The organism is uncultured Methanobrevibacter sp., assembly GCF_902769175.1.
Taxonomy (GTDB): domain Archaea; phylum Methanobacteriota; class Methanobacteria; order Methanobacteriales; family Methanobacteriaceae; genus Methanobrevibacter.
Window position 1 is genome coordinate 16,803 of the sequence record NZ_CACXNW010000041.1, and the last position, 24,355, is coordinate 41,157.

The following is a 24,355-nucleotide window of genomic DNA, read 5'->3' on the forward strand; positions in this document are numbered from 1 at the left end:
TACAAAGATGGGCAAAACTTCTAATTCTACAAATAAAAAAAAAAAAAAAAAAAAAAAAAAAAAAAAAAAAAAAAAAACATACAAAGATGGGCAAAAATTCTAATTCTACAACTAAGATCTTGATTCTTTAACTTATAACATAAGTATTGCAATACAATCAATCAAACTACATTTAAATCTTCCTTATCCTTTGATTCAAAATGCCAGAGGAGTAAGAACAATATAATTAAATTTAATATCGCTTGCAAGACTTCATTAAATGCAATAGCAATTATTATGGAGAAACCAAAAAGGAAGGTAAGGCCTTATTGATAGAATCATATATACTTCAAGAGCCATTTTTAAAAGTGTTAGTACAAGGGAATAATAACTTTTACCAAATCCATCCAACATTTTAGAGGATATGATAGATATAGGAATACTTAAAAGTATGAATACTCCAAGACAGTAATGACAAAAACTGAAGGTTCCATATCCAGAATGCTGAAAGCATTATAGATAAAATCCCTCATATAAATAAAGATGATTGAAATTACAATTGAGGTTAAAAGTGATATCTTAAGCACATATTTATACATCTGCTTTAACTTTCCAACTTCCTTCGCACCGAACAAGTGACCTGTAACACTCATTAACCCTCTACCGTATCCTTTTACTGGAGCTATAAGCAAATCTTTTATTTTAATTGATGTTGCATAAAGGACGATACCCTTTGTACCTAACTCCTCAATCAATATTCCATTTAGGAACACTGCGTAAAGACACCATAATGCATTGTCAAAGAAATTAGGAATAGCGACTTTTAAGATTTCATAATATATTTTAGGACTGTTTTTAAAATATTTTAAGCTTAATGGAACCTTAGTCCTTTGGGAATAGTACCAATAAAACGTTACTATGACAGATATTAAGGTAGCGAGAATGGTAGCAACTGCTGCACCGAAAACACCCATGCCAAATGTAAAAATGAAAATAGGATCCAAAACTAAATTTAGGATATTTGCTCCAATCATTACAAATTTAGGTGTTTTTGAGTCCCCTTCCGCTTGTAGTGTCTCAGCAAAATAATTCTCTAATAACAACACGACAGAACAGGCCAATAAGGGCATAATATATAAAACTACCAAATCTAAGGATTCCCTTATTTTCATCAAAACGAAAATTTCATTTAAAAAGAATATGCTTATCAAACATATAACCCATATAATGCCGATAACAACTAATCCATGTATTATTGAGTTGTATGAACCTTCATAATCACCAAACCCAATAAACCGGGACATTATAGAATTAGTTCCCTGACCTATAGAATCCCAAATGAACAAATCAAGACAAATAAGGGAGCAGTTACACTTACAGCATAAAATCCTTGAGCAGATAGCTTTGAAACCCAAAACATATCAACTAAACCGTAAAGTGCATCAAAAATCATAAAACCTAAAATTGGAATTGTCAATTTCCAAAAGGATTTTTTAGGAGAGCTAACTAAATCAATTTTATCATACATAGACTTAATTATATATAGATATTTTATAAATAACTTTTGTTAAATTTTTGATAATATTCAATGTTTTGCTTTTTTTATCAAAATTACTGTAATATATTCAAAAATTAATTATTTTAGTTTGAATGTTTTGATTGGATTTCTTGAAAAAAAGATAAAAGATTAAAGAAATTAAAAAAGGATATTCAAACATGTCTAATAGCTTAAAGAAACCAAAAAAAACTATTCAAACAAATTATCTTCAATATCCAATTCCCTGCAAACTTTTTTAATTTCTGAAGTAACTTCCTTAATTTCCTCTATTTTTGATTGATGCTCTTTTATTAATTCATCAGCATTTATTTTTTTAGGTTCAGGATAAGTGTCTACATAACGAGGAATGTTTAAATTAAAATCATTCTTTTCAATATCCTCAATACTTGCCCTATAGGAATAAATTTCATCCTTTTCAGCTGTAAGGGAATGCTTATCCACTTCCACCCTATTTTTGTAAATATCAACTATTATATCAATATCCTCTTCCCTGAAATTGTTGATTAGCTTAAAATAATTGAATTTGCGGGAAGCATCAATGAATAAAACATCATCATATATCCTATTTTTCTTAAATATCATTAGACAGGTAGGAATATTGGTACTATAAAACATGTTTGCTGGAAGGCCAATGACAGCATCCAAATAATTGTTTTTGATGATTTGCTTCCTAATAGCTCCTTCAGCAGCAGATCTGAATAAAACACCATGAGGAACAACAACAATCATGATTCCATCATCATCCAAATGATATAGCATATGCTGAATGAAAGCGTAATCCGCTTTTGTGCGAGGAGCAATCATTTTATAATCCATAAATCTTACATCATCAAGATATGCCTTATCATCAGTCCATTTGGAATTGAATGGGATTTCACTTACAACTGCATCAAATGTGTAATTCAAGTGTTGAGGCTGTTCCAAAGTATCTCCCTGCTTAATGTCAAAATCATTATAATGAATGTTGTGGAGAATCATATTTTCCCTTGCAATATTATAGAATGATGCATTAATCTCTTGACCACAAATGAAATTGCAGGTTAACTCTTTGTAAACTTCTATAAGCAATGAAGCGGAACCACAACAAGGATCATAAACAGAAAATATATGATCTTTTTGAGAAGCTATCAACCTTGCAATTAATCTTGAAACATCCTTAGGAGTATAATAATCAAGAGAATTAGATGAATTCAGTGAAAATTCGCTTAATAAATATTCAAATCCATTTCCAATAATATCATCAATGTACTCTTCATAATCTGGGTCTTCATCCTCAAAATCATTTCCATAATCATCATAAAAATCTCTATCAATATCAGCATCAACCTTAGGTTCAATAATTAAGCTCTTTTCAAACATTAAGGCGTCTGCTTCAACACTTAAGCTCTTTTTAGCCCTTAAGTATTCTGCTTCAATACTATTGAGCTCTCTTAATTGATTAAACTCAGCATCCATATTACTCTTTCTGAAATGGTGAGGAGGCAAATTAGACTTGTTGGCTAAACGAGACCTTTTTAAATCATAGCTATGATGAGGAGTTTTAGCATATTTGCTGTTTTCAATAGCAGACCGATGAAGAAGAGTATTATTCAGATTAGGCTTGCTTAAATCAAAATGAACTGAAGAAAGAGCATCCAATATATTAAAAACAACTCTATTCTTATCCTCTAAGGTTTTTCCTAATTGAGATGCATTCAAGTCCACTCCTTCAAATAAATTTAAGAAATCCTCTTCACTAGCCCTTCCACGAGAGGACTCACTGATTTCATTGAAGGCCTTTTCCAATTCCTCAATAATGATATTTCCATAATTTTTAGAAGAGACAACATTTCTAAATAAAAGGTCTGGCTTTAAAAAGTATCCTAAATCCCTTATTGAATTTTCCATTAAGTTATTTTTATAAATATCCTCATTATAGGCATCTTCAAAATCAATATAATCCCATTTTATTTTTTTATTAACGTATGCCTCTACTTTTTCAGACAAATACTTGTAAGAGATAAAACCTAAAAAATACTTTTGAAATTCGTCATCAGTTAAAAAACCGATTTTCTTTTCCCTCTTTAAATCCTCATAAATAGACCATAATTGGCGCCCTAAAAAATTTGCCATATCATAACCCCAATAATTTTATAAAAATAATATAATTAAGTCAGTTCGTCTAATAGATTTTTCATAATCATCTTTTCATTCTGTCTTTCTATATCCACTAATTCCAAGTTTAAATTAATGCGCTTATCCATTAAATTAAATAATTTGCCATATTTCCTTTGAGTTTCATAATCAGGAACAGGCAATCTGATTTCCTTTAGGTGAGTGGTTTTTAAAATCTTTAATGTGGTTCCTTCCTGAATCTTATGCAATTCCTTTGGGAAAATATCACTTTTTAAAAGATGGAATATGAAATCAACATCAAATCCTTCCTTGACTCTTACAACTGCATAATACATTGGAATGAGTATTTCCTCTACTTCAAGCTTGCTGACAGTAGATCCTGCAAGCAAAATAACAATATCATTTTTTCTAGAGTAGAATTTAGGATTTATATCATCAGAAACATTTACCTTATCCGTATCAATTTTAGAACTGTCTTCATATATCTTTTTAAGCATTACCTTTTCTTCCAAATGTCCTTTTTGATAACGTTTAACTCTGATTCCAGTAAAGATTTCTGCAATGTCGCCAAACTTATATTCTTTTATCATATACTCACCGCAATATTAAAAATTAAAAATCAATGATTAATTTCCTTCTAAAATATATTTTGTAATTACTTGTTCTTAAACTTAAGGGCATAATTTATAAAAATTTTAAAAAAATAGGATAAAAACAGCAGGATCATTTAAACAATGAAAATGAAAAAGAAGAATTAGAGATGAAAAAGAAAAGATAATCCCCTTGAATATCTTTTCATACATAGAATAAGAATCACCCCCAGTTCTTATCCCATAAGAATAAAGGAATACAACTCACCCCCAAATCATATCCCTATGACAATAAACCATGATTAAAGAATAAGAATCACCCCCAGTTCTTATCCTAAATGAATAAAGGAATACAACTCACCCCCAAATCATATTCCCATGACAATGAATCAATATATTTAGATTAAGAATAAGAATCACCCCAATTCTTATTCAAACCCTAAAATATAATCACCCCATATTACATGGCTTGCTAATTTACTTTTTGGATTTTTTTACTTGCAAACAAATTAATAGATAATAATCACCAGATCTTGAATCACCATAATCATTTTTCAAATTCAATCTTTTTTATAAATTCATCGAGATTAGAATTAAGTTTTCAAATTCAATCTTTTTTTATAAATTCATCGAGATTAGAATTAATGATGAAACTTATTTTAATCAATCATTAAGGATCGGTGCTTTGTCAGAATTTGAGATGGTAGAAACAAAACAACGAACGAAGTGCTAAATGAATACAGGAGTTGAAACAATGAAATAATCAAACAGGGAGGCTAACATTACACCAATCCCATTAATGAAAACCCTTTTCAAGTTCCAATTAATGTTTTTTAATGATTGAAAAAAATAAGCTTTTCAAATTAACTAAGTTTTTTTTCTAATCACAATTAGTAATATGAACTAAGTTATATATAAAGTTTTCGTTCTAAAACTTAATGACACTTGACTTAAATTATATGACAATATTAAAATAAAAAGGAAAAAATAGAAAAAGATGGCAAAAAATCATTGCAAATCAGATAAGAAAACAGTGAAAATAGTAAAAAAAAAGATTAGAATAAAAATTAAAGAAATAATAAAAAAATAAAAGATTTTAATTAATTTTAATTAAAATCTTGATTATAAGCATCTGTATCTTCCACACCGTTTGTATAATGCTTATTGTTTTTAGTGTCAATAGCTTCATTAGGCCCATTCATACGATCAATATGGTGAAGATCATTTGCATCATCGTACTCCCTAATGTAGTCATTGTCCTGACCAGACCAGTAATATCCATCAGGGACAGTTGCTGATGATGAATTTGACTGAGTTCCATTTGAATTTGGATTGAACATAGCTCCACTATTAGAGCCTGTGCTGTCAATACCAGTATTGTTTGCATCTGCAGCAGTTACATTCTCTCCTTGATAGGTTTCAGTGCTGTTAGCATCTTCATTAAAGTATTGATATCTTGCAGAAGAAATCATATGCTCCAATATTTCAGGATCCTTACAAATTATCAAAATATTGTCGTGTGTGACATAGTTACCAATGAAAGCCATATATGTGCCATTTTCTTCATTATGCCAAACGGTTTCATTTCCAATTGTTTCCTGAACTGAATGTGCCATAAATTCATTGCGTATATATTCCAATTCAACTGCAGCAACCTGATTGCCTTGTTCACTATTGAAAAACATCAAAGTCAAATCATGTTTGGTATCATTTATAACATGAATTCCCCCATTGATAGTGGTATTGCTGACTTGATCACTTACAGGCATTTCAATGCTGGATGTGCTTGAAAGTTCAACCCTGCTGTAATGAACAGTTTCATCAAAGTTTAATAAAAAGAAGGAACAGGACAAAACAACGACAATAACTAAAGCAACAAGTAATAAACGCCTTAAATCCACTTAAAACATCTCCATAAAAATTATATGAAAAGTTAAATCCTTTTATATATTTATTAATTTAAATGAAATTATTTATAAACTTAACTTAAAAAAAAATGCAAAAAAGTTAGAAAATAGATAAAAATTGATGAAAAATAATGAAAATAATGAAAATACGAAAATCGATGCAAATAAGAAAATAAAAATAATAAAAAAATTAAGAAAAATAAAAAAAATCAATGCAAAACAATAAAATAAAAATAATAAAAAAACTAAGAAAAATAAAAAAAATCAATGCAAAACAATAAAATAAAAATAATAAAAAAACTAAGAAAAATAAAAAAATCAATACAAATAAGAAAATAAAAATAATAAAAAAATTAAGAAAAATAAAAAAATAGAAAAAAGAATTAGAAAATTCTAAGAATTTAAGATGAACGAGCAATTACGAAATCTGCTAAAGCGATAAGCATTTGTTTAGCTTCAGAGTCAGGTAATATTTCGAGTACTTTCTTAGCTCCATCAACGTTTTCTAATGCGAGATTGTGAGCATATTCAATGGAACCATATTTATTGAATAAATCAATTGCTTCCTGTACATTCTCTTGTGAAGAATTCTCTTCTTTTAAGATTTCAAGTAATCTTTCGTGATCTTCACCTTCAGATTCAGCTAATGCCTTTACAACCATAAGAGTCATTTTGCCTTTAGCGATGTCACTTCCAACAGGTTTTCCTAAATCCTTTTCATCACTGATTACATCTAAGTAGTCATCTTGGATTTGGAAAGCAGTACCAATCATTCTACCATATTCATATAATGCATTAACGGTTTCATCATCGGCTCCACCCATAATAGCTCCTGCTTTAGTGGCAGCTGCAATCAATGCACCTGTTTTCTTGAAAATCATTTCAGAGTATTCATCTTCCTTAACATCAAAGTTTCCTTCAAAGCTCATGTCAGAAGCTTGACCTTCACAGATTTTTACACAAGCATCTGCAACAACAGCCAATGCATTTGCAACATGTTCATGGTTTGCATTTTCCTCTTTGGAATCAATGCCCATTTCAAATGCTTTTGAGAATAAGGTGTCTCCAGCTAAAATAGCTAAAGGTTCATCCCATACCTTATGTACGGAAGGCATTCCCCTTCTCATGTCGTCATCATCCATGATGTCATCATGGATAAGTGAAAATGTATGAATAAGCTCTAAGGCAGCAGCAGTTTTTAAGGCATCTTCCTTATTTCCTCCAACTGCTTCTGCAGAAATTAAAGTAAGAGCTGGCCTAAGCATTTTTCCACCAGCTTTAGTTAAGTAAAGACAAGCATCCTGCAAATCCTGTGGTTCAATTACTCCGAGATTTTCTTCAATGGTTTTTACAACATCTATTGAATATTGTTTTAAGACATCAGTAACGTCAGACATTTTTTTTCTCCCTCTTAAAATAACAATAAATTAAGAATAAAGTTAATAAATTAAATTGAATTTATTTTCAGTATAATATTTATTTAAACTTTATTAAATAGTTATTTAATTATTATTTAAATTTTATTAATTTTTTTAAAGAAATTCATTTATTATAAAGTCAAACAGTTGAATGGGTTAATTAAAAAGTTTTAAACTCAAGTTAATAATTAAACAAAGATTTTATTTAACACAAATAACCTAGTGAAAATATTTTAATCAAACTTTTTCTAAAAGTTTGATCTTTAATAAAACCCTTATTTTATCAAGACCAAGTGAAAATATTTTGATCAAACTTTTCTAAAAGTTTGAATTAATGGCCATTAAACACTTGAGCTTGAGCATTCCTTAAAATATGGATATTGTTTCCAATTCTGTATCCTTCCTCTTCTGCAAGCTCCCCATAAGCTACCAACATGTTCAATTCACCGTGAGCAGGTATGATATGCTTAGGACAGAGCATTCTTAGGAAATCCCTATGGTCTTCACGACCTGCGTGTCCTGAAACGTGAGCATTTGCATAGATTCTTGCACCATTTGATTTTAATTTAGACTCAAGAATGTGTCTGTTTGCAGCATTGGTTGGATTTGGAATGATAGGTGCTGAAAATATAACATTATCTCCTCTTTTAACATTGAATGGAGTTCTTCCACTTGCTATTCTTGGAAGCAATGCATCAGGTTCACCTTGGTGTCCTGTAGTGACCAATAAATACTTGTCCCTATCATCTTCAGCTTTCATAAGAGCCTTGTTTACTGCCTTTGGAGATCCATAAACATATGCGTTCTTAGGCAATTTCAATATTCCCAAGTTTTGAGCGATTCCACAGAACCTTTCCATAGAACGTCCAAGCAATAATATTTCCCTATCGCTGCCCTTTGCAATATCTGCAATGGTTTGAATCCTTTCAATGTGAGATGAGAAAGTGGTGACAATCATACCTTCCTTAGCTTTTAAAGGCTCTCTCATCAAGTCTTCCAATACAATTCTTGCAACCTTTTCAGAATATGTTCTGGTTTCAGTGTAGTTAATTGCATTTGTAGTTTCTACAATGAGGGCCAAAACTCCTTTTCTTCCTAATTCCCTAAGCCTATTGTAATCAGGTGGTGGGGATACCTTTTGGTGATTGTCAAACTTAAAGTCCAATGCATATACGATAATTCCTTCATTGGTGTGCAATACAGGGAATACAGCTTGAGGAATACTGTGAGTGGACTGAACAAATTCCAAGGTAACGTCCTTAGACAATTTAATCTTGCTTCCAGGATTAAGAGGTCTGATTGGATTGTTTACCTTAAATTTACGTTCTCCTTTAATTTGCTTTTCAATCAATGCAGTAGTATATGGAGTTCCGATGATTGGAGCGTCATATCTGTGAGCCAATTTGGCAACTGCACCTATGTGGTCCAAGTGACCGTGTGAAAATACAATTCCCTTTACCTCTCCGTCTACATCCTTCATTATGGTATCATCAGGAATAATTCCCCTTTCAATTAAATCTAAACTATGCATTCTGTCTATATCTGTATCCTCGTGGATACTAATCCTATCTAAGTGAATACCCATATCAAATATGACAACATATTCTCCTACCTTAACTGCAGTCATATTCTTTCCTACTTCTTCATATCCACCTATTGCAATAACTTCTACAGTCATTTATATCCTCCTTTTTGTTATTTTCCGTAAATTAATAAGTGTGAATTTTTATTATTAAAAAATAATCATAATCTATTCTAAAATATAAAAAATAAGAGTTAAGCCCTTAAATTAAAATCAGCTTCTAAATTAAAACATAAGAGTTAGACCCCTAAATTAAAATATAAGAAATAGCTCCTAAATTAAAACATAAGAGTTAGACCCCTAAATTAAAATATAAGAAATAGCTTCTAAATTAAAACATAAGAGTTAGACCCCTAAATTAAAATATAAGAATTAGTTTCTTAAATTAAAAAATAGAACTTATCTTCTAGCATAAGCTTTTGTATCAAAGCCTCTTGCTTCAAGCCAATCCTTAGTTTCTCCTTTGATTACGAGGCTTGAGCTTTTTAACTCTTCAATATTGGAAGCTCCAACTAAAAACATTGCTATTCTTAATGATTCATTAAATCTTTCCACCATTTCAGCTAATGCATTTTGTCCTTCATAAGCTCCCTTTAATGCTGGCAATGCCATACCTACAGCATCTGCACCAAGGGCAATAGCTTTTGCAGCATCAAGCCCTGAACGAATGCCTCCAGAAGATATCACTGGAAGATCAACTGAATTAACCACTTCTGCAGTGCTTACTGCAGTTGGGATTCCCCAATCCCAGAACAGTTCTCCCATATATCTATCATCTGCACGGTAAGTTTCAACAGCTGCCCAGCTGGTTCCTCCAGCTCCTTCAATATCAATGAAACTGACACCTGCCTTTTCAAGAGTTTTTGCATCTTCTGCAGAAATCCCTGTACCTGTTTCCTTTGCCATAACAGGAACCTTAACGCTTTTGCAAATTTCTGCTATTGAATCTATATATCCTCTTGCATCAACATCTCCTTCAGGCTGAATAGCTTCCTGTAAAGGATTTAAATGAATTGCTAAAATATCACTGTCTAATATTTCAACAGCTTTTTCTGCTAAATCAGATTGAGGTGCTCCAATATTACCTAAAACAAGTGCAGATGGAGCATATTCCCTTACAACATCATAAGTGTCTCTTAATTCTGGATTGACAATAGCGGCTCTTTGACTACCTAAACCTAAACCAATTTGTTTATCTTCTGCAATTGTAGCCAATTCCATATTGATTTCCTTTGCAGCAGGATGTCCTCCGGTAATAGCTGTAATGAATAAGGGAGATTCTAATTTCTTGCCAAAAACCTCTGTTGAAATATCAATTTCTTCCTTATGAACTTCAGGCAATGCTCTATGAATCAATTCTATATCTTCAAAGCCTGTAGTTTTATCCTTGTAATTGACATCATAATTTTTGCAAATTAATAAATGTTCTAATTTTCTATCTGAAATCATTTTTTCACGTTTATAATTATAATAAGCATAATAAGATAAAATTAATATGAAAAAATATTCAATCATCCGAACCTAAAAAAAGATAAAAAAATTCTAAGGCATACACTATTCAAAACTTTCAAAATAGTCTAAAAAACGGTTTAAAGATAGTAAATCTTTATAAATATATCTGATATGCCATCAATGCATAATTTATGAAATATTATATTATCAATAATTCTTAAATAGAATTTTAAAAGAAAAATCAATTTAACAATCCCTTTTTTAAAGTTAAATCAATTATATCTTACGTGTTTAATTAGGTCCCGAATGAATTTAAAAATATTAAAAGCATCACATTAATAATAAAATATTAATTTTAAATTTTTAAATTCAAAATATATGGAAAATGCCATATATTTCAACTATTTATATTTTTAAATTTCATTATATTTAAATATTGGGTAAAAATAGAGTTATTTTAAGAAAAACATTAATAGAGAAATGAAATATTAAAGATAAAAAATAGGAAAATAAAAATGAAAAATGGAATATCATTTCCTATGGATTTTTTCAAAAATTAAGAAAAATAATTAATTATTTTCTGCAGATCTTAGTTCCATTTACTTTTTTGCCTTGTAAAGCCTTTGCTATTACTCCTTCTTCATTTGCATTGATTATCTCAGATGCAATGCCATAATCAGCTAAATCCAATAGCTCTTTTACCTTACCTACCATTCCACCAGTTACATCAACATTGGTAGTGGATTCCAAAAACTTAATGTCTTCAATGGAGTTTACCTCATCAATGTGAACTGCATCATCATGTGTCTTAGGGTTTTTGGTATAAACTCCAGCAACATCCGTTCCAAGAACTATCCTATCTGACTTTAGGAATTTGGCAATGTATTGAAGGACTTGATCTCCAGAGATAACAGCTATCTTAACTTCATCATCTATTACAACATCTCCAAATAAAACAGGTATAAATCCCTCTCTAATGTATGTTTTCAATAGATTCAAGTCAAAATCATAGATTCTCTTATTGTGAGAGGTTATGAATGATGATGGAGGAATTGCAATACATGGTATTCCATGCTCAATCAAAGATTGGCATATGATTGAATTAAGCTTCTTAACCTCATTCTGAACTTCAGCAAATCCTATTCTCTTTTCAAGATAATCCTTCATTTCAAATGGCTCTCCAATCTGATACTTCTTAGCTGGAGGATGTCCAAATGAACCGGCTCCATGAACAATGATAAGGCCATCTATCAAATCATTGCTGATTTCCTCAGCGTATAATGATTGTCTAATCTCTTCAGCAATTCTATTTAAATTGTCATAATCCACTTTAGGCTCTGCTGAATCCTTTTCAGTTAATATGCTTCCACCAATTTTTAAAATAATCATAAAATCACACTATAAATAAGAACAGTAAATAAATAAATATAAAAAATTGAAATAATAAATTTGATTAAAAAATCTTAAGGCAAAGGAGGAGCTCTTCTATTTACTAAAACTCCATCTTGAGAGAATTTGATTTTAATTGTCCTATCCTCTACATCAATTGCATCTGCAACCTCATCAACATTGTCTTCTCTGCATAATGAGATTATGCTTCCACCGCCACCTGATCCAGTGATTTTAGAAGCAAGTGCTCCATTGTCACGAGCAGTGTAAATCATTCTAGACAATTCAAAGGTATTTACACCTAAAGAGTCAAGCAAACCTTGATTCAAATTCATCAATTCAGCCATTCTGTCAACATCATTCTTTATGATTGCAACTCTTGCCTCATTTGCAATCTTTCCCATTGTAGAAATGATTGGATCCACTAATTCAGGATAATTCTCCTTTAATGTCTTTACATTCTTAACCATTTTTGCAGTGTTTCCATACTTATTTGTAAAGCCTACAACAAATGGAGCATCTAAAGCCTTTTCAAAGCGAACAATCTTTTTTTCACGGGATAAGTAAATCAATCCACCGTATGTGCTTATTAAAGTGTCTAAAGGACTTGCTATTCCTTGAACATCTTCCTCTACACCATGGGCTTCATGTGCAAGGGTTTCCTTATTGAATTCCACTCCATGGAAATGATGCAATGCAGCAATTGTTGCTACTGTTACAGCAGCTGAAGAACCTAAACCAGAGCCAATAGGCAAATTAAGTGAAAGATCCATATCTATAGGACTGTGGTCATGGAATTTGCCCATAGCATTGAGTATATAACGGATAATTCCTGGCTTGCCTCTTATCAATGTATAAGTTCCTCTGCGAGTATCCATCCTAACCTCAAAACCTAAATCATTAGACTTTAATGTGGAGTACTTATTTTCAGACTTGCGCAGACTTACAACTGCCCTTTTATTAACTGCCCCTGCAATTGCCGGCTCATCATAAACTACAGAATGCTCACCGAAAAGGATTGTTTTTCCTGGTGCAGAAGCTACTGATATATGTCTCATCTAATAATTCTCCCTATTTTTTTTAATTAATCCAATGATTGGTTTTAAAATACTAATTTTTGTTTTTACATACTAAAATTATCGATTTATAAGTACTAATTTTTGTTTAACGTACTAAAATTATTGGTTTATAAGTACTAATTTATGGTTTTAAAATGCTAAATTTAGTTTTAACATTTTATAAAACTTTCTAAAAAATTATAATATATTTATAGATTTATATTAAATAGTATAAAAACTATGCGATGAAATGGAAAAAATATAAAGGAAAAATGAGGATAAATGTAAAAAATATGGAAAAATTGGGAAAAAAGGAAAGGAAAAGAATGTTTATTATAAAAGCCATAGTATGAATATGGAAAAGATAAAAGAAAAGGAATGTTACACCTGCAAATATTTGGAATTTGATTTGGATTTATGCACCCAATTCTTTTGCAGATACCATGAAAAGCTAATTAAACAGGATGACAGCTGTGAAAATTGGGCAAAAAATCCTCAACAAAATTAAAAGAATAAAATAAAATTATAAAAAAAATAGAAAATAAAAAAATAGTAAAAAAGTGGACTGACCGGGATTTGAACCCGGGGCCTCCGCCATGCCAAGGCGACGATCTACCATCTGAGCTACCAGCCCAAAAAAAATTTAAACCAAATGATATAATAATATTTGACTTTTATTATAAATAAATTTTTACATTGATGTGAAACCATAAATCATCCAATAGAATATATGAAAATAATAAATTAATAAAAATCATTAATTTGTAAAATAAGAATATTAAATTAAAATAATAAAAATCATTAATTTGTAAAATAAGAATATTAAATTAAATAAATAAAAATCATTAATTTGTAAAATAAGAATATTAAATTAAAATAATAAAATCATAACGTTAAAAAATAAAAAAAATAAAAAAGAGTTGATTTGATTAAACTCCTTTTTAAATTATTTTAAAGGTTTTGGCTTTTGCATATTAAAATGCTTTGCTTCTTTAACTTCAAAGTTGGTTGATTTGGTACTTGCCTTAAAGAATTCTGTTTGCTGGAGTGTTGCCTTAGCAGTGTATTTTCCAACCTTAAGACCTAAAACATTCAAGGTTCCCTTACCGTTAGTTACCTTCACAACATAGTTTTTATTGGCAAGATTTACAATGACCTTGCCGGTAAATGATGCATTTGTAGTCACTGTAATGATTTCCTCTTGACCCGGATAAATGTTTTTAGATGAAATCTTCAAATTAGGGTCAATCAAATCCTTAGGATACACTTAAAAAGCAACAGATTCGGTACTTGCCTTAAATTTATCGTCACCTGCAAAGCTGACAGTAGCAAGATACTCACCATGAGCTAAATCCCTATCAATCATAATCCTACCCTTACCTGCAAGCACAATTACATTGTAAACAGTACGGGAATCATTTAATTTGACTTGAACTTTACCAGTGAAAGTCCTATTAGCACTGATATCAACAATTGCTTTATCTCCTTCAGTGATATTCTTCACCTTAATGCTCAAGTTAGGATCAACTAAATTCGGTTCCTTCTTATTCACTTTGAAAGTAGTGGAATTATTAGCCTCTTTAAAGGTATCATCACCAGCAAAGTTAACAGTGACAAGATACTCGCCAACAGCCAAATCCTCATCAATGGTAACGCTACCAGAACCATCAACAATGCTTACAGGATAAACAGCATTGGAGTTGTTTAAGTAAACTTTAGCCTCACCATTTAAAGTATTGTTAGTGCTGATAACAGCAACAGCCTTCTCATCTTCATAAATATCATTAACTTTAATGCTTAAGTTAGGATCAGCTTGAACTTTTTTATTGACCTTAAAGGTGGTGGAATTTTCAGCCTGTTTAAAAGTGTCATCACCTGCATAGCTTACTGTTGCACGGTAATCACCAGGAGCCAAATCTTCATCAATGGTAAAAGTAGCTGAACCAGAGAAAACATGTACAGGATAAACAGCATCAAAACCATTCAACTTAAGTTCAACTTTACCATTCAAGCTATTGTTAGCGCTGATAACAGCAACCGCTTTCTCACCTTTAGTGATATCATTCACCTTAACCCTTAAATTAGGATCAACTGGAGCTTTTTGATTAACATTAAAACTTGTAGTAGCTTCAGCAGAATGATGTGTTTTGTTTCCTTCAAATACAACCTTAACATCATAAGTACCGGCATCCATTTTTTCATGCATTTGAATGGTTTGTGTATTAGTCACTTGAACTTCGTTGATTGTGATAATCTCATTATCCTTTGATAATTGGACCTTAACCTTGGCTGGTTCTTTAAAGGATGTCTGGAGGTTAATGATTGGGCTTTCACCGGTTCCAATGTCCTTCGCATACGCGTACATTGTTGGAGTGAATTTTTTCACTTCAAATGTTGTGGAATTTTCATCTGCATTGAATCTATCGTCACCATCATAGCGAACAGAAGCGGTATAATTCCCTTCTTCCAAAGTATCACTAAATGAGAATTGGGCATGACCATCCTTCATCATGACAGGATACTCAGAGGTGTAACCATCTAACTTAACATAAACAGTGCCATTTAGTTTTTTATGTGCAGTGATAGAAGCAGTTACCTGTTCCCCTACATTGATGTCATCAACATTTATCTCTAAATTAGGATCATTTTCCATTACATTTACTTCAAATGTTGTAGAAACTTTCTGTGGATAATAAAGATTGGTTCCAGGATAATCAATTGTCACAGTATAATTGCCAGGTTCCAAAAATTTTTCCTGATTGAGATAACACTCCCCATAACCTTGATGAATGTCAAATTCATAATATTTAAAAATACTAGAAAAATCAGGACAATATGCTGGAAGGTCAAAACAATTTAATTTTTCATCAACAAATACCTCAAGAACAGGAACTTCGCCTTCTTCAATATCTTCAATATGCATTCTTATATTAGGTTGTTTTCTTCCTTCAGAGAGGTTTTCTGTGCTGTTTTTAATTTATATTTTACTCTTATTGAGATTTAGAACTTCATCATTTCCTGCACTATTGCTCTCATCATCCATAACTCTTTTGCTTTCATCATTTCCTATTGCTTCGCTTTCATCATCACTTATACTGATATTGGCATCTTCAACTGCCATATCCCTTTCATTATCATTTTGATTGATATATTTATTATTGTTATCATCTTGGTTTAAATCAATAGCGCTTAAAGGAGCCAAACAAAACATAACAATAATAAATATACAAGCAAACTTTAACCTTGAAATTTTCATGATTACACCTTTGATGTATATAATTGATTGCTTGGGAATCTTGATTAAATTAACAGCCTTTAAATCTAAGCAGAATTTGCTAACACCACATTTTAAAAAAGCATTAGAAAATACTAGAAAGAAGATTAATTAATGCTTAGAAATATGAGTGTGATAAATTCTAATTGTTATCTTATTATTGTCATCCTCTTGGTTTAAATCAACAGTAATTAAAGGAACTAAATAAAACATAACAATAATAAATATACAAGCAATTAAGAAAATAACATTAAAACATCCCCATAAATTTGACATCAATATTCTTAAATTATTAATTGGGAATATAAATGATTTTCCGCAAGCAAGCACTTGCTTGCATTTTAAATAAAAAAATAGTATTAAGGTTTTTAAAGAAAATAAATAATGATAAAATTATTAAAAAAAAGAAGAAAATGCAAAAAAGATAATTTTTTCTAAAAAACAATTATAAAGTAAGAAATTGTTCAAAAAAGATTATTTTTTCTAAAAAACAATTATAAAGTTATGAATTGTTCAAAAAAGATTATTTTTTCTAAAAAACAATTATAAAGTTATGGATTATTCAAAAAAGTAATAAATAAAGATTAAAAATAAAATAAATTCACAAAATAAAAAAAAAAAAAAAAAAAAAAACAAAAACAATTAAAAATTGCTTTTTTAATTCCTTTCCATAACTTCTATTTTATATCCATCCGGATCAGTTAGGAAATAGTATTTTTCACTTCCATCTTCATATAAGCTTTTTAAAGGACATACTTCGTATCCTGCATTGATATGCTCTTCTCTAACTGCTTCAATATCTGCTACAAGAACAGCAAGATGTCCGTATCCTGTACCTATTTCATAAGGGACTTCAGGGTCATAATTATAAGTAAGCTCCAATTCAAAAGGGGATTGGCCATCAGTCAAATAGACCAATGTGAATTTGCCTTCAGGCTTATCCACTCTCCTATTCTCTTTCATCCCCAATGCTTCATCATAAAACTTCAATGAACGTTCAAGGTCAAAGACTCTAATCATTTCATGTATCATCATACAATTTACCATGATATCACATTATTATAATTTAATTTACGCACATAATAATTTTTCCATATTTTTTTATATTGTACAATATTATTTGATAAAATTGGATTTAAATTAAAAATATTAAAATTCATTAATAGTTTGTTTAAGATATTTGTCTTTTTAGAATTGATAAAAAATAAGGTTTTCTAAACTGCAATTGACAAAAACAGGGAAAAATAGAAAATTAATAACTCAATCGACAAAAATAATAAAAAATTAGAAAATTAGTGACTCAATCGACAAAAATAATAAAAAATTAAGAATTATAACAGATAAAAAAAAAAAAAAAAGTTAAAAATCTAAAACTTTAATCTTTATTAAAAATTACAGATCTTGCCTTACTTGGAAACTCTTTAGGATTTATGCCTGCAGTTCTCCAAACAAAGAACTCCATAATCAAAAATGTTACGAATAGCCAAATAAATCCGAAAATCCAGTCCATAAGAACAGTTATTCCAGATTCAATAAGAAAAATAATGCATAAAATAGAAAATACAGCAAAAAATTCCCCTGTAATCATTCCAGGAGTGTAAGGCTTTTCCAGTTTTGCAAGTTTAATTCCCATTATATGTATAAAACCTTCAAATACTCCAAGAAGCAATACTGCACAGGATAAAAATAGAGCATTTGGAAAAATTAATGCTAAAAAAGTTATTGCAAAAATGAAAATATCCGGTTTAGCATACATGTCATGAAGGTCTATATTTGAAAGGTCTATTTGCCATATCCCAAACATCACGTCAAAAAATCCTCCCGGAAAACGCTGTTCTTCCCATTCATGCAATGTTACGATACATGTTGCAATTATGATTATTTTTTGAATTACAGCAAGGCTATTCCACATTATCACTCCAATGACTAATAACAAGATAGAATATGCTGTTAGGCAATGCAAACTGTATTTATTGAAATTTTTCATATTTAATCGCCAGATACCACAAACTTTTTTTTAGAAATTGATTTTTTTCATTAACTCATCTTTTATGAAAAAACAATTGAAAAAATCTAATACCATACACCAGAACCATATCCTACAACAGATGCATAATCCAAAGTTATGTCACCACTTGTTGAATGCTGCAAAAGCTCAAAGTTTTTCTGACCTAATTTTTTAGAAAATTCCATACTTGCCATAGTTGGACCATATCCATAGTGATTTGTTCTTTTTTGACAACTTGATAAACACCTTCAGTATTTACATTGAAGACTTCATTAAACACAAGGTTGTCATGTTCAATGGTCTTTTCTTGAGACTTAAAATGAGATAAATCAGTACTATCAATCAAAGTGATTTTTCTTCCTATATTTTGGCTAGCTTCATAGATGGAATTTGCCAAATCAACTGATGCTTCAACAGACTGGCCCATCATGCAAATCGGAACTATATTGAAGTTGCTGTCAAAGTATTTTAAAAATGGAAGCTGAACTTCACAGCTATGTTCCTTTAAGTGTGCATTAAAATCAGCTTTAGCAAAATTAGAGTTTTTTATTATTTCATTTGCAAGTTCATTGTCCACTTCACAAACACCATTAGGAACTACCCAAGATCCTTCATTGTATACTGAAACATCTGCTCCATATCCTGTATGGTTAGGGCAAAGAATTACAAAGGTTTCTGGAAATCCGTCTTGAACCAGCTTTGAGTAGGCATGAGCTGCAGTTGGGCCAGAATAGACATAACCTGCGTGTGGGACCATAATTGCATTTACCTTCTTTTCCTTATTGATTCTAGAGAGTTTAGGCACTTCTCCAGGACCTAATCTATGTTTAAAACAATCCTCAATTGATTCTCTTAAGTATTTAACATTACTTTCATAAAATGCTCCGGCAACTGCAGGTTCTCTAATCATATTTTCACCCATTTTTAATTTTTCATAATAATTAATCTTTAATTAAATATAGATTTAATTCATTTAATATAAAAATTTATTTTAAAAAAGTGAAAACAGAAAATAATTTGAAAAATCGATAAGAATAGATAAAATAGATAAAAATTGAAAAATAGATAAAAATAGAACTTAAAAAGTTTAAAAAAAAAAGTAAAATAATTTTGAAAAATCGATAAGAATAGATAAAATAGATAAAAATAGAACTTAAAAAGTTTAAAAAAAGTAAAATAATTAAAGAAAATTCCTTCCAACTAGTGGAAAGAATTTTAATCCAGGTTTTGCACTCGAAAGAGCGGAAAACTGGCCTTAGAATTTTAATTCAAAGTCAGAAGATTCTAAGTCTAAATCTTCGTCTTCGCCAAGAATGCCTCTTTCTCTTAAGATTTGTCTTGCAAGTAACCAGTAGATTAAAGCAATAGCTTTTCTACCTTTGTTGTTAGATGGAACACAAATATCTACGTTAGCAAGTAAGTTTTCAGAATCGCATAAACCTACTACAGGAATACCGTTTTGTTTGGATTCTAAAATTGCTTGAGAGTCGGATCTTGGGTCAGTTACAACAATAACTTTAGGTTCAATGAATTTAGCGTATTGTGGGTTGGTTAATGTACCTGGGATGAATCTACCAGGAATGGTTTTACAGCCAGTTACTTCACCGAATTTTTTAACAGGAGCTTGACCGTATTGACGGGTAGCTACTACTAAAATGTCATCTGGGTCGTATTTTGCTAAGAATTTAGCAACAGCTCTGATTCTTTCATCAGTTTTACGAACCGAAAAATGTATTTTTCCATGTCACTAGTTTTTTGTTGGGTACCAATGTGTAAACCAGCAGCTAAATACTTTTCTAAAGGGATTAATAAATCTGACACTTTATCACCATATAATATAAAATTTTTAGTTTATTTAAATCAATATAATTTTAACAATTCTTAGTAATTTATAATTTTTAGTAATTTCTAAAAACCATTTTATTCTTAATTAAATTATTAAAAAATAAGATAAGAATTCAAATAAAATCCTATTGGAGATTATTTGAAATTCTTGTCTCGAAATCAACAAATTTATTCATCTTTGATTGTAATGCAGTCGTTAGGACACATGTCGACACATACTTCACATAAAGTACATTCGTCTTCATGATCAGTTACGATTTTGTCTCCGTCTAAGGAAAAGATTTTTCACATTTGCTTGCATCAATAATAACAGTTGACATTTTTACACCATTTTCTTCTAAAATTTTTTTATTAATTAATAATTTAATTAATAAACTTGATAAATAAAAAGTCCTATTTAATTAAAGTTTATTAACAAATTACCTATTTAATTAATCTTAAATTTTTAGCACTATTAAAAAGATTTAGTTTAATAGTTTATAAATTTAACTACTTATTAAAGTAAACTCGCTCAAATTTACTTTTAATAATGATTTATTGGAACTTAAATTGAAAAACAATCCAAATAGAACAAATCAACTATTTTAATAGGGATTTGTTCAACTAGAATAGATTTGCCATTCTAGGATTGGACATTTCCTCTTCAATCCTAATGAGTTCATTTAGCTTAGCTATTCTTTCTCCACCTATTGCACCGGTTTTTATCATAGGAGCACCAAATGCAATTGCCAAATGAGCAATTGTATCATCACAGGTTTCTCCAGACCTATGAGAAACAATAGGCATTATATTATTTTCCTTAGCTAATCTAACAGTCGCATAAGTGTCTGTTAAAGTACCTATTTGGTTAGGCTTGATGATGATTGCATTTGCAGCTTGCTTTTCGATTCCATTAGCCAATAGCTCGCTATTGGTAACAAATAAGTCATCACCGCAGATGCGGCATTTATTGCCTACCTTTGCAGTCAAATCTGCAAATCCATCAAAGTCCCTTTCATCAAATGGGTCCTCAACATAAAACATATGATAAGTATCAATCAAGTCCTTTACATAATCAACTTGGTCTCCAGTATCTCTTTTAAGACCATCTTGACCATAGACATACTTTTCTTCTTCCTCGTTCCAGAATTCAGATGATGCCATATCCAAACCAGGCTTGATTATAAAGCCAAGCTCATCACCAACTTCCTCACAAGCTTGAGCCTGAATCTCTAAAGCTTGATCGTTTGAAATGTTTGGAATCCATCCGCCTTCATCTCCTTTTCCACCGGTAAAATTAGGGTCTTTTTTAGATATGAGTTCCCTTAATCTCTTATGAACTTCAACATTAGCAAAAACCGCTTCTGTTATATCATTTGCTCCAACAGGAACAACTAAAAACTCCTGAATATCTGGTGCATTGGAACCTGCATGTGCACCTCCATTCATCATATTACCTAAAGGATAAGGTATTTCCTTAACGAAATTACCTCCTAAGAAATTATAGAGAGGTAAACTATAACTCATTGCTGCTGCTTTTGCTGCAGCCATAGAAACAGCTACAGTGGTATTTCCTCCAATTGCAGATAAATTATCGGTTCCATCAATTTTCCTTAAGAATTTCATCAATATCTTCAATGTCCTCAGCAGCCATACCAATAAGTTCAGAGGAAATCAAATCCTCAACTTCAGAAATCACTTGACTAATTCCTCCATCAGGTAAAGAAACCACTTCTCTGGAACCTGTGCTTGCACCGCTAGGAGCTACAGCTCTTCCAAATCCGTTCCAAGTAATTATATCTACTTCAACAGTAGGATTTCCTCTGCTGTCTAAAATTTTTCTAACACGAACATCTTCGATTACGCTATCCAAAATAACACCTCAAAGCTTTAAGAACAATTCAAACCAAAATTAAATTTCAATCCCAATTATTCTAGTTTATGCAGATATTATTAAGATATGCAATAGCTAGTTTTCCTATAAATAAGACTTATGAATTGCACAATATATAATTTAGACTAATCTTAACCAATATCATCAACATTAGAAATATCGACCATTAGACTACTGACTTTCCAGACAATTAGACTAATTCAGACCTAATATCGACTAATCAATTAATTAATCAATAATTAACATTTGCCAATGAGATTCAAGGAATCCTTCAATTCGTCTTACCATAAAATCTATAATGGATTATATTTAATCATAAAAAAACTAGAAGGTTGATTTATAGATTGCATATGATATTCTTAATTTAAAGAAATAAATAAATTCAAATAAATTATATGATTTAAAATCTAAATAAAATACTTTTAATAATTTATTTATAATAATATTAAGTTTTTTATTATTTAAATACTTAATTATCAAGAATATTTAATAAAATATCTTAATAAGATTTTGCTATTTTAAGTTTAGCCAACTTATTCTTTTTTTAAAAAAGAATAGAGAAAAGAATAAAAAATTTATTCTTTGTGTCTAACGTTTAAAGGTAAAATACCTAATTCAAGTTCTTTTGTAGCTATATCAATAGGATCAAGAGACTTTGAGCTTTTAATGAATTTTTCAACTTCCTTATGGTCCATTGGTTTAGCACCCATTGAAAGCTGAATAGCTCTTGCACCTAAAACTCTAGCTTTTTCGAATCTTGTTAATTTTTTTGTATTGTTTTTATTTGCAGCCATTATTTAACTCCTAATTATTAAAAAATAATCAATAGTATAAACTATTAATAGCTAATGAATCCTCATGTCTTTGAAAATAACCACTTTCAATCAAATCGTGTTTAATCATAATCCCAAAAATAAAAAAATATAAAATGAAAAAGGATAAGATTATTCCCAAGTTTCAACATGAGAAATTAACATTCTTCTACAACAATATCTTGTAATACCCATATCATCCAAAATATCTTTTGACTCTTCACCATAGAAACGGGTTTTCCACAACTTATACATCGTATAGGTATCATATAATCATCATTTCCTTTTTATATAAACAATATTTCATAATGATCTTTTCATAATCAGTTATAATTACAGATTATGAAAATCAAATCATGAAATGAATTAATTAAATTTTACAACTTTCTCCAATCTTAAATTAAAAAAAATAAAGATAGGAAAATACTTACAGAGAATTTGATAAATTTTACATAATCCAATGATTCCCAACCAATATCAAAACCAATCAATGGATTTCCAGTACTAATCAAGCAAAATCAACCAAGAAGTTTCCAGTACTAATCAACCAAAAACCATAAGAGATCCTATGTTAACTAATACCAAAACCAACCGATAGATTTCAATACTAATCAACCAAAAACCATAAGAGATTCAATGCCATCAAGTACCAAAACCAATAAGAGATTCTATGCCAATCAAGTACCAAAACTTATGAGAGATCCAATACCAATCATGAATCCATTGGAAATGTAAAACTTTGAATATAAATGAAATTACCTGTAACTTTTTTGTTTACGAGCTCTAGCTCCAGGACCACCGTATTTTTTAGGTTCGGAACGTCTTGGGTCTCCTACTAACATGGTTCTGTCGTATTGAGTGTAAATCTCTTTTAAGTCCATGTCTTGAGTCCATTGAACTAAACCTTTTGCAATTACCATACGTGCAGCTTCAGCTTGGCCCATAACTCCTCCACCATTAACATTGATAGAGATGTCTACATTGTTTACAACGTCTCCAGCTAATTCTAATGGTTCGGTTAATTTTAAACGTGCAAGCTCTGGAGAATAAAGTTCTAAAGGAACTTTATTAATTCTTACTTTACCGGTACCTTCTCTTACAGTACCTCTTGCAATAGCTGTTTTACGCTTACCGCTAGTATGAACAACTTTCATAACAATTACTCCCTTATTTAATATAATTCGTATAATAATCCTTAATTAGAATATTTCTAAAGATTAAAAGCAAATCGAATGATATCTATTCGAATTTAGCTCCTAAAAGTTTAGAGATTTCTCCTAATTCCATTCCTTTTTTAATGTCGTTATATTCAGCTTCAGGCATGGTTATGAGTTCAGCATCTGCATACTCTTCAGGTACACCTACAAATGCTTTGAATCCTTTAAAAGCAGTTTTTCCTTTTGCTTTTTTCATAGGTAACATACCTCTTACGGTTCTTCTGAATATATCTTCTGGTCTTCTTGGGTATTTAGGACCTAAGTCACGAGGGTTAGAG

General features: G+C 30.4%; 19 protein-coding genes, 1 tRNA gene and 5 pseudogenes. 1 reads left to right on the forward strand and 24 read right to left on the reverse strand.

All coding sequences use genetic code 11. The features are described 5' to 3' along the window. Window positions 1-422: 422 nt before the first annotated feature. The 10 genes from QZV12_RS12340 to mvk all read right to left on the reverse strand — a co-directional run bounded on the left by QZV12_RS12340 (window position 423) and on the right by mvk (window position 13,048). Window positions 423-1,283 (reverse strand): MATE family efflux transporter, encoded by an 861-nt coding sequence (locus QZV12_RS12340; RefSeq protein WP_295622326.1) that lies wholly within the window; start codon window positions 1,281-1,283, stop codon window positions 423-425. A 20-nt stretch (window positions 1,284-1,303) separates the two neighbouring features. Next, window positions 1,304-1,507, reverse strand: coding sequence for a hypothetical protein (locus QZV12_RS12345; protein ID WP_295622327.1), 204 nt, complete (start codon window positions 1,505-1,507; stop codon window positions 1,304-1,306). Between the two features lie 219 nt (window positions 1,508-1,726). Further along, window positions 1,727-3,649: a type I restriction-modification system subunit M gene (locus tag QZV12_RS12350; protein ID WP_295622328.1), complete on the reverse strand. Its 1,923-nt coding sequence runs from the start codon at window positions 3,647-3,649 to the stop codon at window positions 1,727-1,729. A gap of 35 nt (window positions 3,650-3,684) precedes the next feature. After that, complete coding sequence (locus QZV12_RS12355; RefSeq protein WP_295622329.1) at window positions 3,685-4,242, reverse strand: restriction endonuclease subunit S; 558 nt, start codon at window positions 4,240-4,242, stop codon at window positions 3,685-3,687. A gap of 1,106 nt (window positions 4,243-5,348) precedes the next feature. Then, window positions 5,349-6,143 carry a hypothetical protein gene (locus tag QZV12_RS12360; protein ID WP_295622330.1) on the reverse strand — a complete coding sequence of 265 codons (795 nt, stop codon included), beginning with the start codon at window positions 6,141-6,143 and terminating at the stop codon, window positions 5,349-5,351. A 407-nt stretch (window positions 6,144-6,550) separates the two neighbouring features. Beyond that, window positions 6,551-7,546: a short chain isoprenyl diphosphate synthase IdsA gene (gene idsA, locus QZV12_RS12365; protein WP_295622331.1), complete on the reverse strand. Its 996-nt coding sequence runs from the start codon at window positions 7,544-7,546 to the stop codon at window positions 6,551-6,553. A 352-nt stretch (window positions 7,547-7,898) separates the two neighbouring features. Continuing rightward, window positions 7,899-9,245 (reverse strand): RNase J family beta-CASP ribonuclease, encoded by a 1,347-nt coding sequence (locus tag QZV12_RS12370; protein WP_295622332.1) that lies wholly within the window; start codon window positions 9,243-9,245, stop codon window positions 7,899-7,901. A 303-nt stretch (window positions 9,246-9,548) separates the two neighbouring features. Next, window positions 9,549-10,598 carry a type 2 isopentenyl-diphosphate Delta-isomerase gene (gene fni / locus QZV12_RS12375; protein ID WP_295622333.1) on the reverse strand — a complete coding sequence of 350 codons (1,050 nt, stop codon included), beginning with the start codon at window positions 10,596-10,598 and terminating at the stop codon, window positions 9,549-9,551. Between the two features lie 576 nt (window positions 10,599-11,174). Next, window positions 11,175-11,990 carry an isopentenyl phosphate kinase gene (locus QZV12_RS12380; protein ID WP_295622334.1) on the reverse strand — a complete coding sequence of 272 codons (816 nt, stop codon included), beginning with the start codon at window positions 11,988-11,990 and terminating at the stop codon, window positions 11,175-11,177. Window positions 11,991-12,064: 74 nt separating this feature from the next. Continuing rightward, window positions 12,065-13,048 carry a mevalonate kinase gene (gene mvk / locus QZV12_RS12385; RefSeq protein WP_295622335.1) on the reverse strand — a complete coding sequence of 328 codons (984 nt, stop codon included), beginning with the start codon at window positions 13,046-13,048 and terminating at the stop codon, window positions 12,065-12,067. 355 nt (window positions 13,049-13,403) lie between these two features. On the opposite strand from mvk, the gene QZV12_RS12390 reads away from it, so the two are divergent. Continuing rightward, window positions 13,404-13,556, forward strand: coding sequence for a hypothetical protein (locus QZV12_RS12390; RefSeq protein ID WP_295622336.1), 153 nt, complete (start codon window positions 13,404-13,406; stop codon window positions 13,554-13,556). Window positions 13,557-13,609: 53 nt separating this feature from the next. Here QZV12_RS12390 and QZV12_RS12395 read toward each other — a convergent pair. The 14 genes and pseudogenes from QZV12_RS12395 to QZV12_RS12460 form a co-directional block, all read right to left on the reverse strand. Further along, window positions 13,610-13,682, reverse strand: a tRNA-Ala gene (locus QZV12_RS12395). Window positions 13,683-13,994: 312 nt separating this feature from the next. After that, window positions 13,995-14,315, reverse strand: a complete 321-nt coding sequence (locus QZV12_RS12400) for a hypothetical protein (protein WP_295622337.1) — start codon at window positions 14,313-14,315, stop codon at window positions 13,995-13,997. Further along, window positions 14,316-15,971 carry an Ig-like domain-containing protein gene (locus QZV12_RS12405; RefSeq protein WP_295622338.1) on the reverse strand — a complete coding sequence of 552 codons (1,656 nt, stop codon included), beginning with the start codon at window positions 15,969-15,971 and terminating at the stop codon, window positions 14,316-14,318. A 54-nt stretch (window positions 15,972-16,025) separates the two neighbouring features. After that, the gene (locus QZV12_RS12410) at window positions 16,026-16,304 is read right to left on the reverse strand and encodes a hypothetical protein (RefSeq protein ID WP_295622339.1); all 279 of its coding nucleotides are present in this window, start codon (window positions 16,302-16,304) and stop codon (window positions 16,026-16,028) included. A gap of 675 nt (window positions 16,305-16,979) precedes the next feature. Further along, a complete protein-coding gene (locus QZV12_RS12415) occupies window positions 16,980-17,369 on the reverse strand; it encodes a VOC family protein (protein WP_295622340.1) in 390 nt (129 codons plus the stop codon). Window positions 17,370-17,697: 328 nt separating this feature from the next. Beyond that, window positions 17,698-18,234 (reverse strand): HXXEE domain-containing protein, encoded by a 537-nt coding sequence (locus QZV12_RS12420; RefSeq protein ID WP_295622341.1) that lies wholly within the window; start codon window positions 18,232-18,234, stop codon window positions 17,698-17,700. A 161-nt stretch (window positions 18,235-18,395) separates the two neighbouring features. Then, window positions 18,396-19,252: pseudogene (gene amrB / locus QZV12_RS12430) on the reverse strand (AmmeMemoRadiSam system protein B). 333 nt (window positions 19,253-19,585) lie between these two features. Further along, a pseudogene (rpsB, locus tag QZV12_RS12435) lies at window positions 19,586-20,151 on the reverse strand (30S ribosomal protein S2). A 192-nt stretch (window positions 20,152-20,343) separates the two neighbouring features. Further along, the gene (locus QZV12_RS13765) at window positions 20,344-20,457 is read right to left on the reverse strand and encodes a 4Fe-4S binding protein (protein WP_366925566.1); all 114 of its coding nucleotides are present in this window, start codon (window positions 20,455-20,457) and stop codon (window positions 20,344-20,346) included. A gap of 321 nt (window positions 20,458-20,778) precedes the next feature. Then, window positions 20,779-22,027 (reverse strand): annotated as a pseudogene (gene eno, locus QZV12_RS12440) (phosphopyruvate hydratase). 596 nt (window positions 22,028-22,623) lie between these two features. Next, window positions 22,624-22,842, reverse strand: coding sequence for a DNA-directed RNA polymerase subunit K (locus tag QZV12_RS12445; protein ID WP_295622344.1), 219 nt, complete (start codon window positions 22,840-22,842; stop codon window positions 22,624-22,626). A gap of 150 nt (window positions 22,843-22,992) precedes the next feature. Then, window positions 22,993-23,129, reverse strand: a pseudogene (locus QZV12_RS12450) (DNA-directed RNA polymerase subunit N). 486 nt (window positions 23,130-23,615) lie between these two features. Then, window positions 23,616-24,014 carry a 30S ribosomal protein S9 gene (locus QZV12_RS12455; protein ID WP_295622345.1) on the reverse strand — a complete coding sequence of 133 codons (399 nt, stop codon included), beginning with the start codon at window positions 24,012-24,014 and terminating at the stop codon, window positions 23,616-23,618. An 85-nt stretch (window positions 24,015-24,099) separates the two neighbouring features. Next, a pseudogene (locus QZV12_RS12460) lies at window positions 24,100-24,355 on the reverse strand (uL13 family ribosomal protein); the annotation flags it as partial.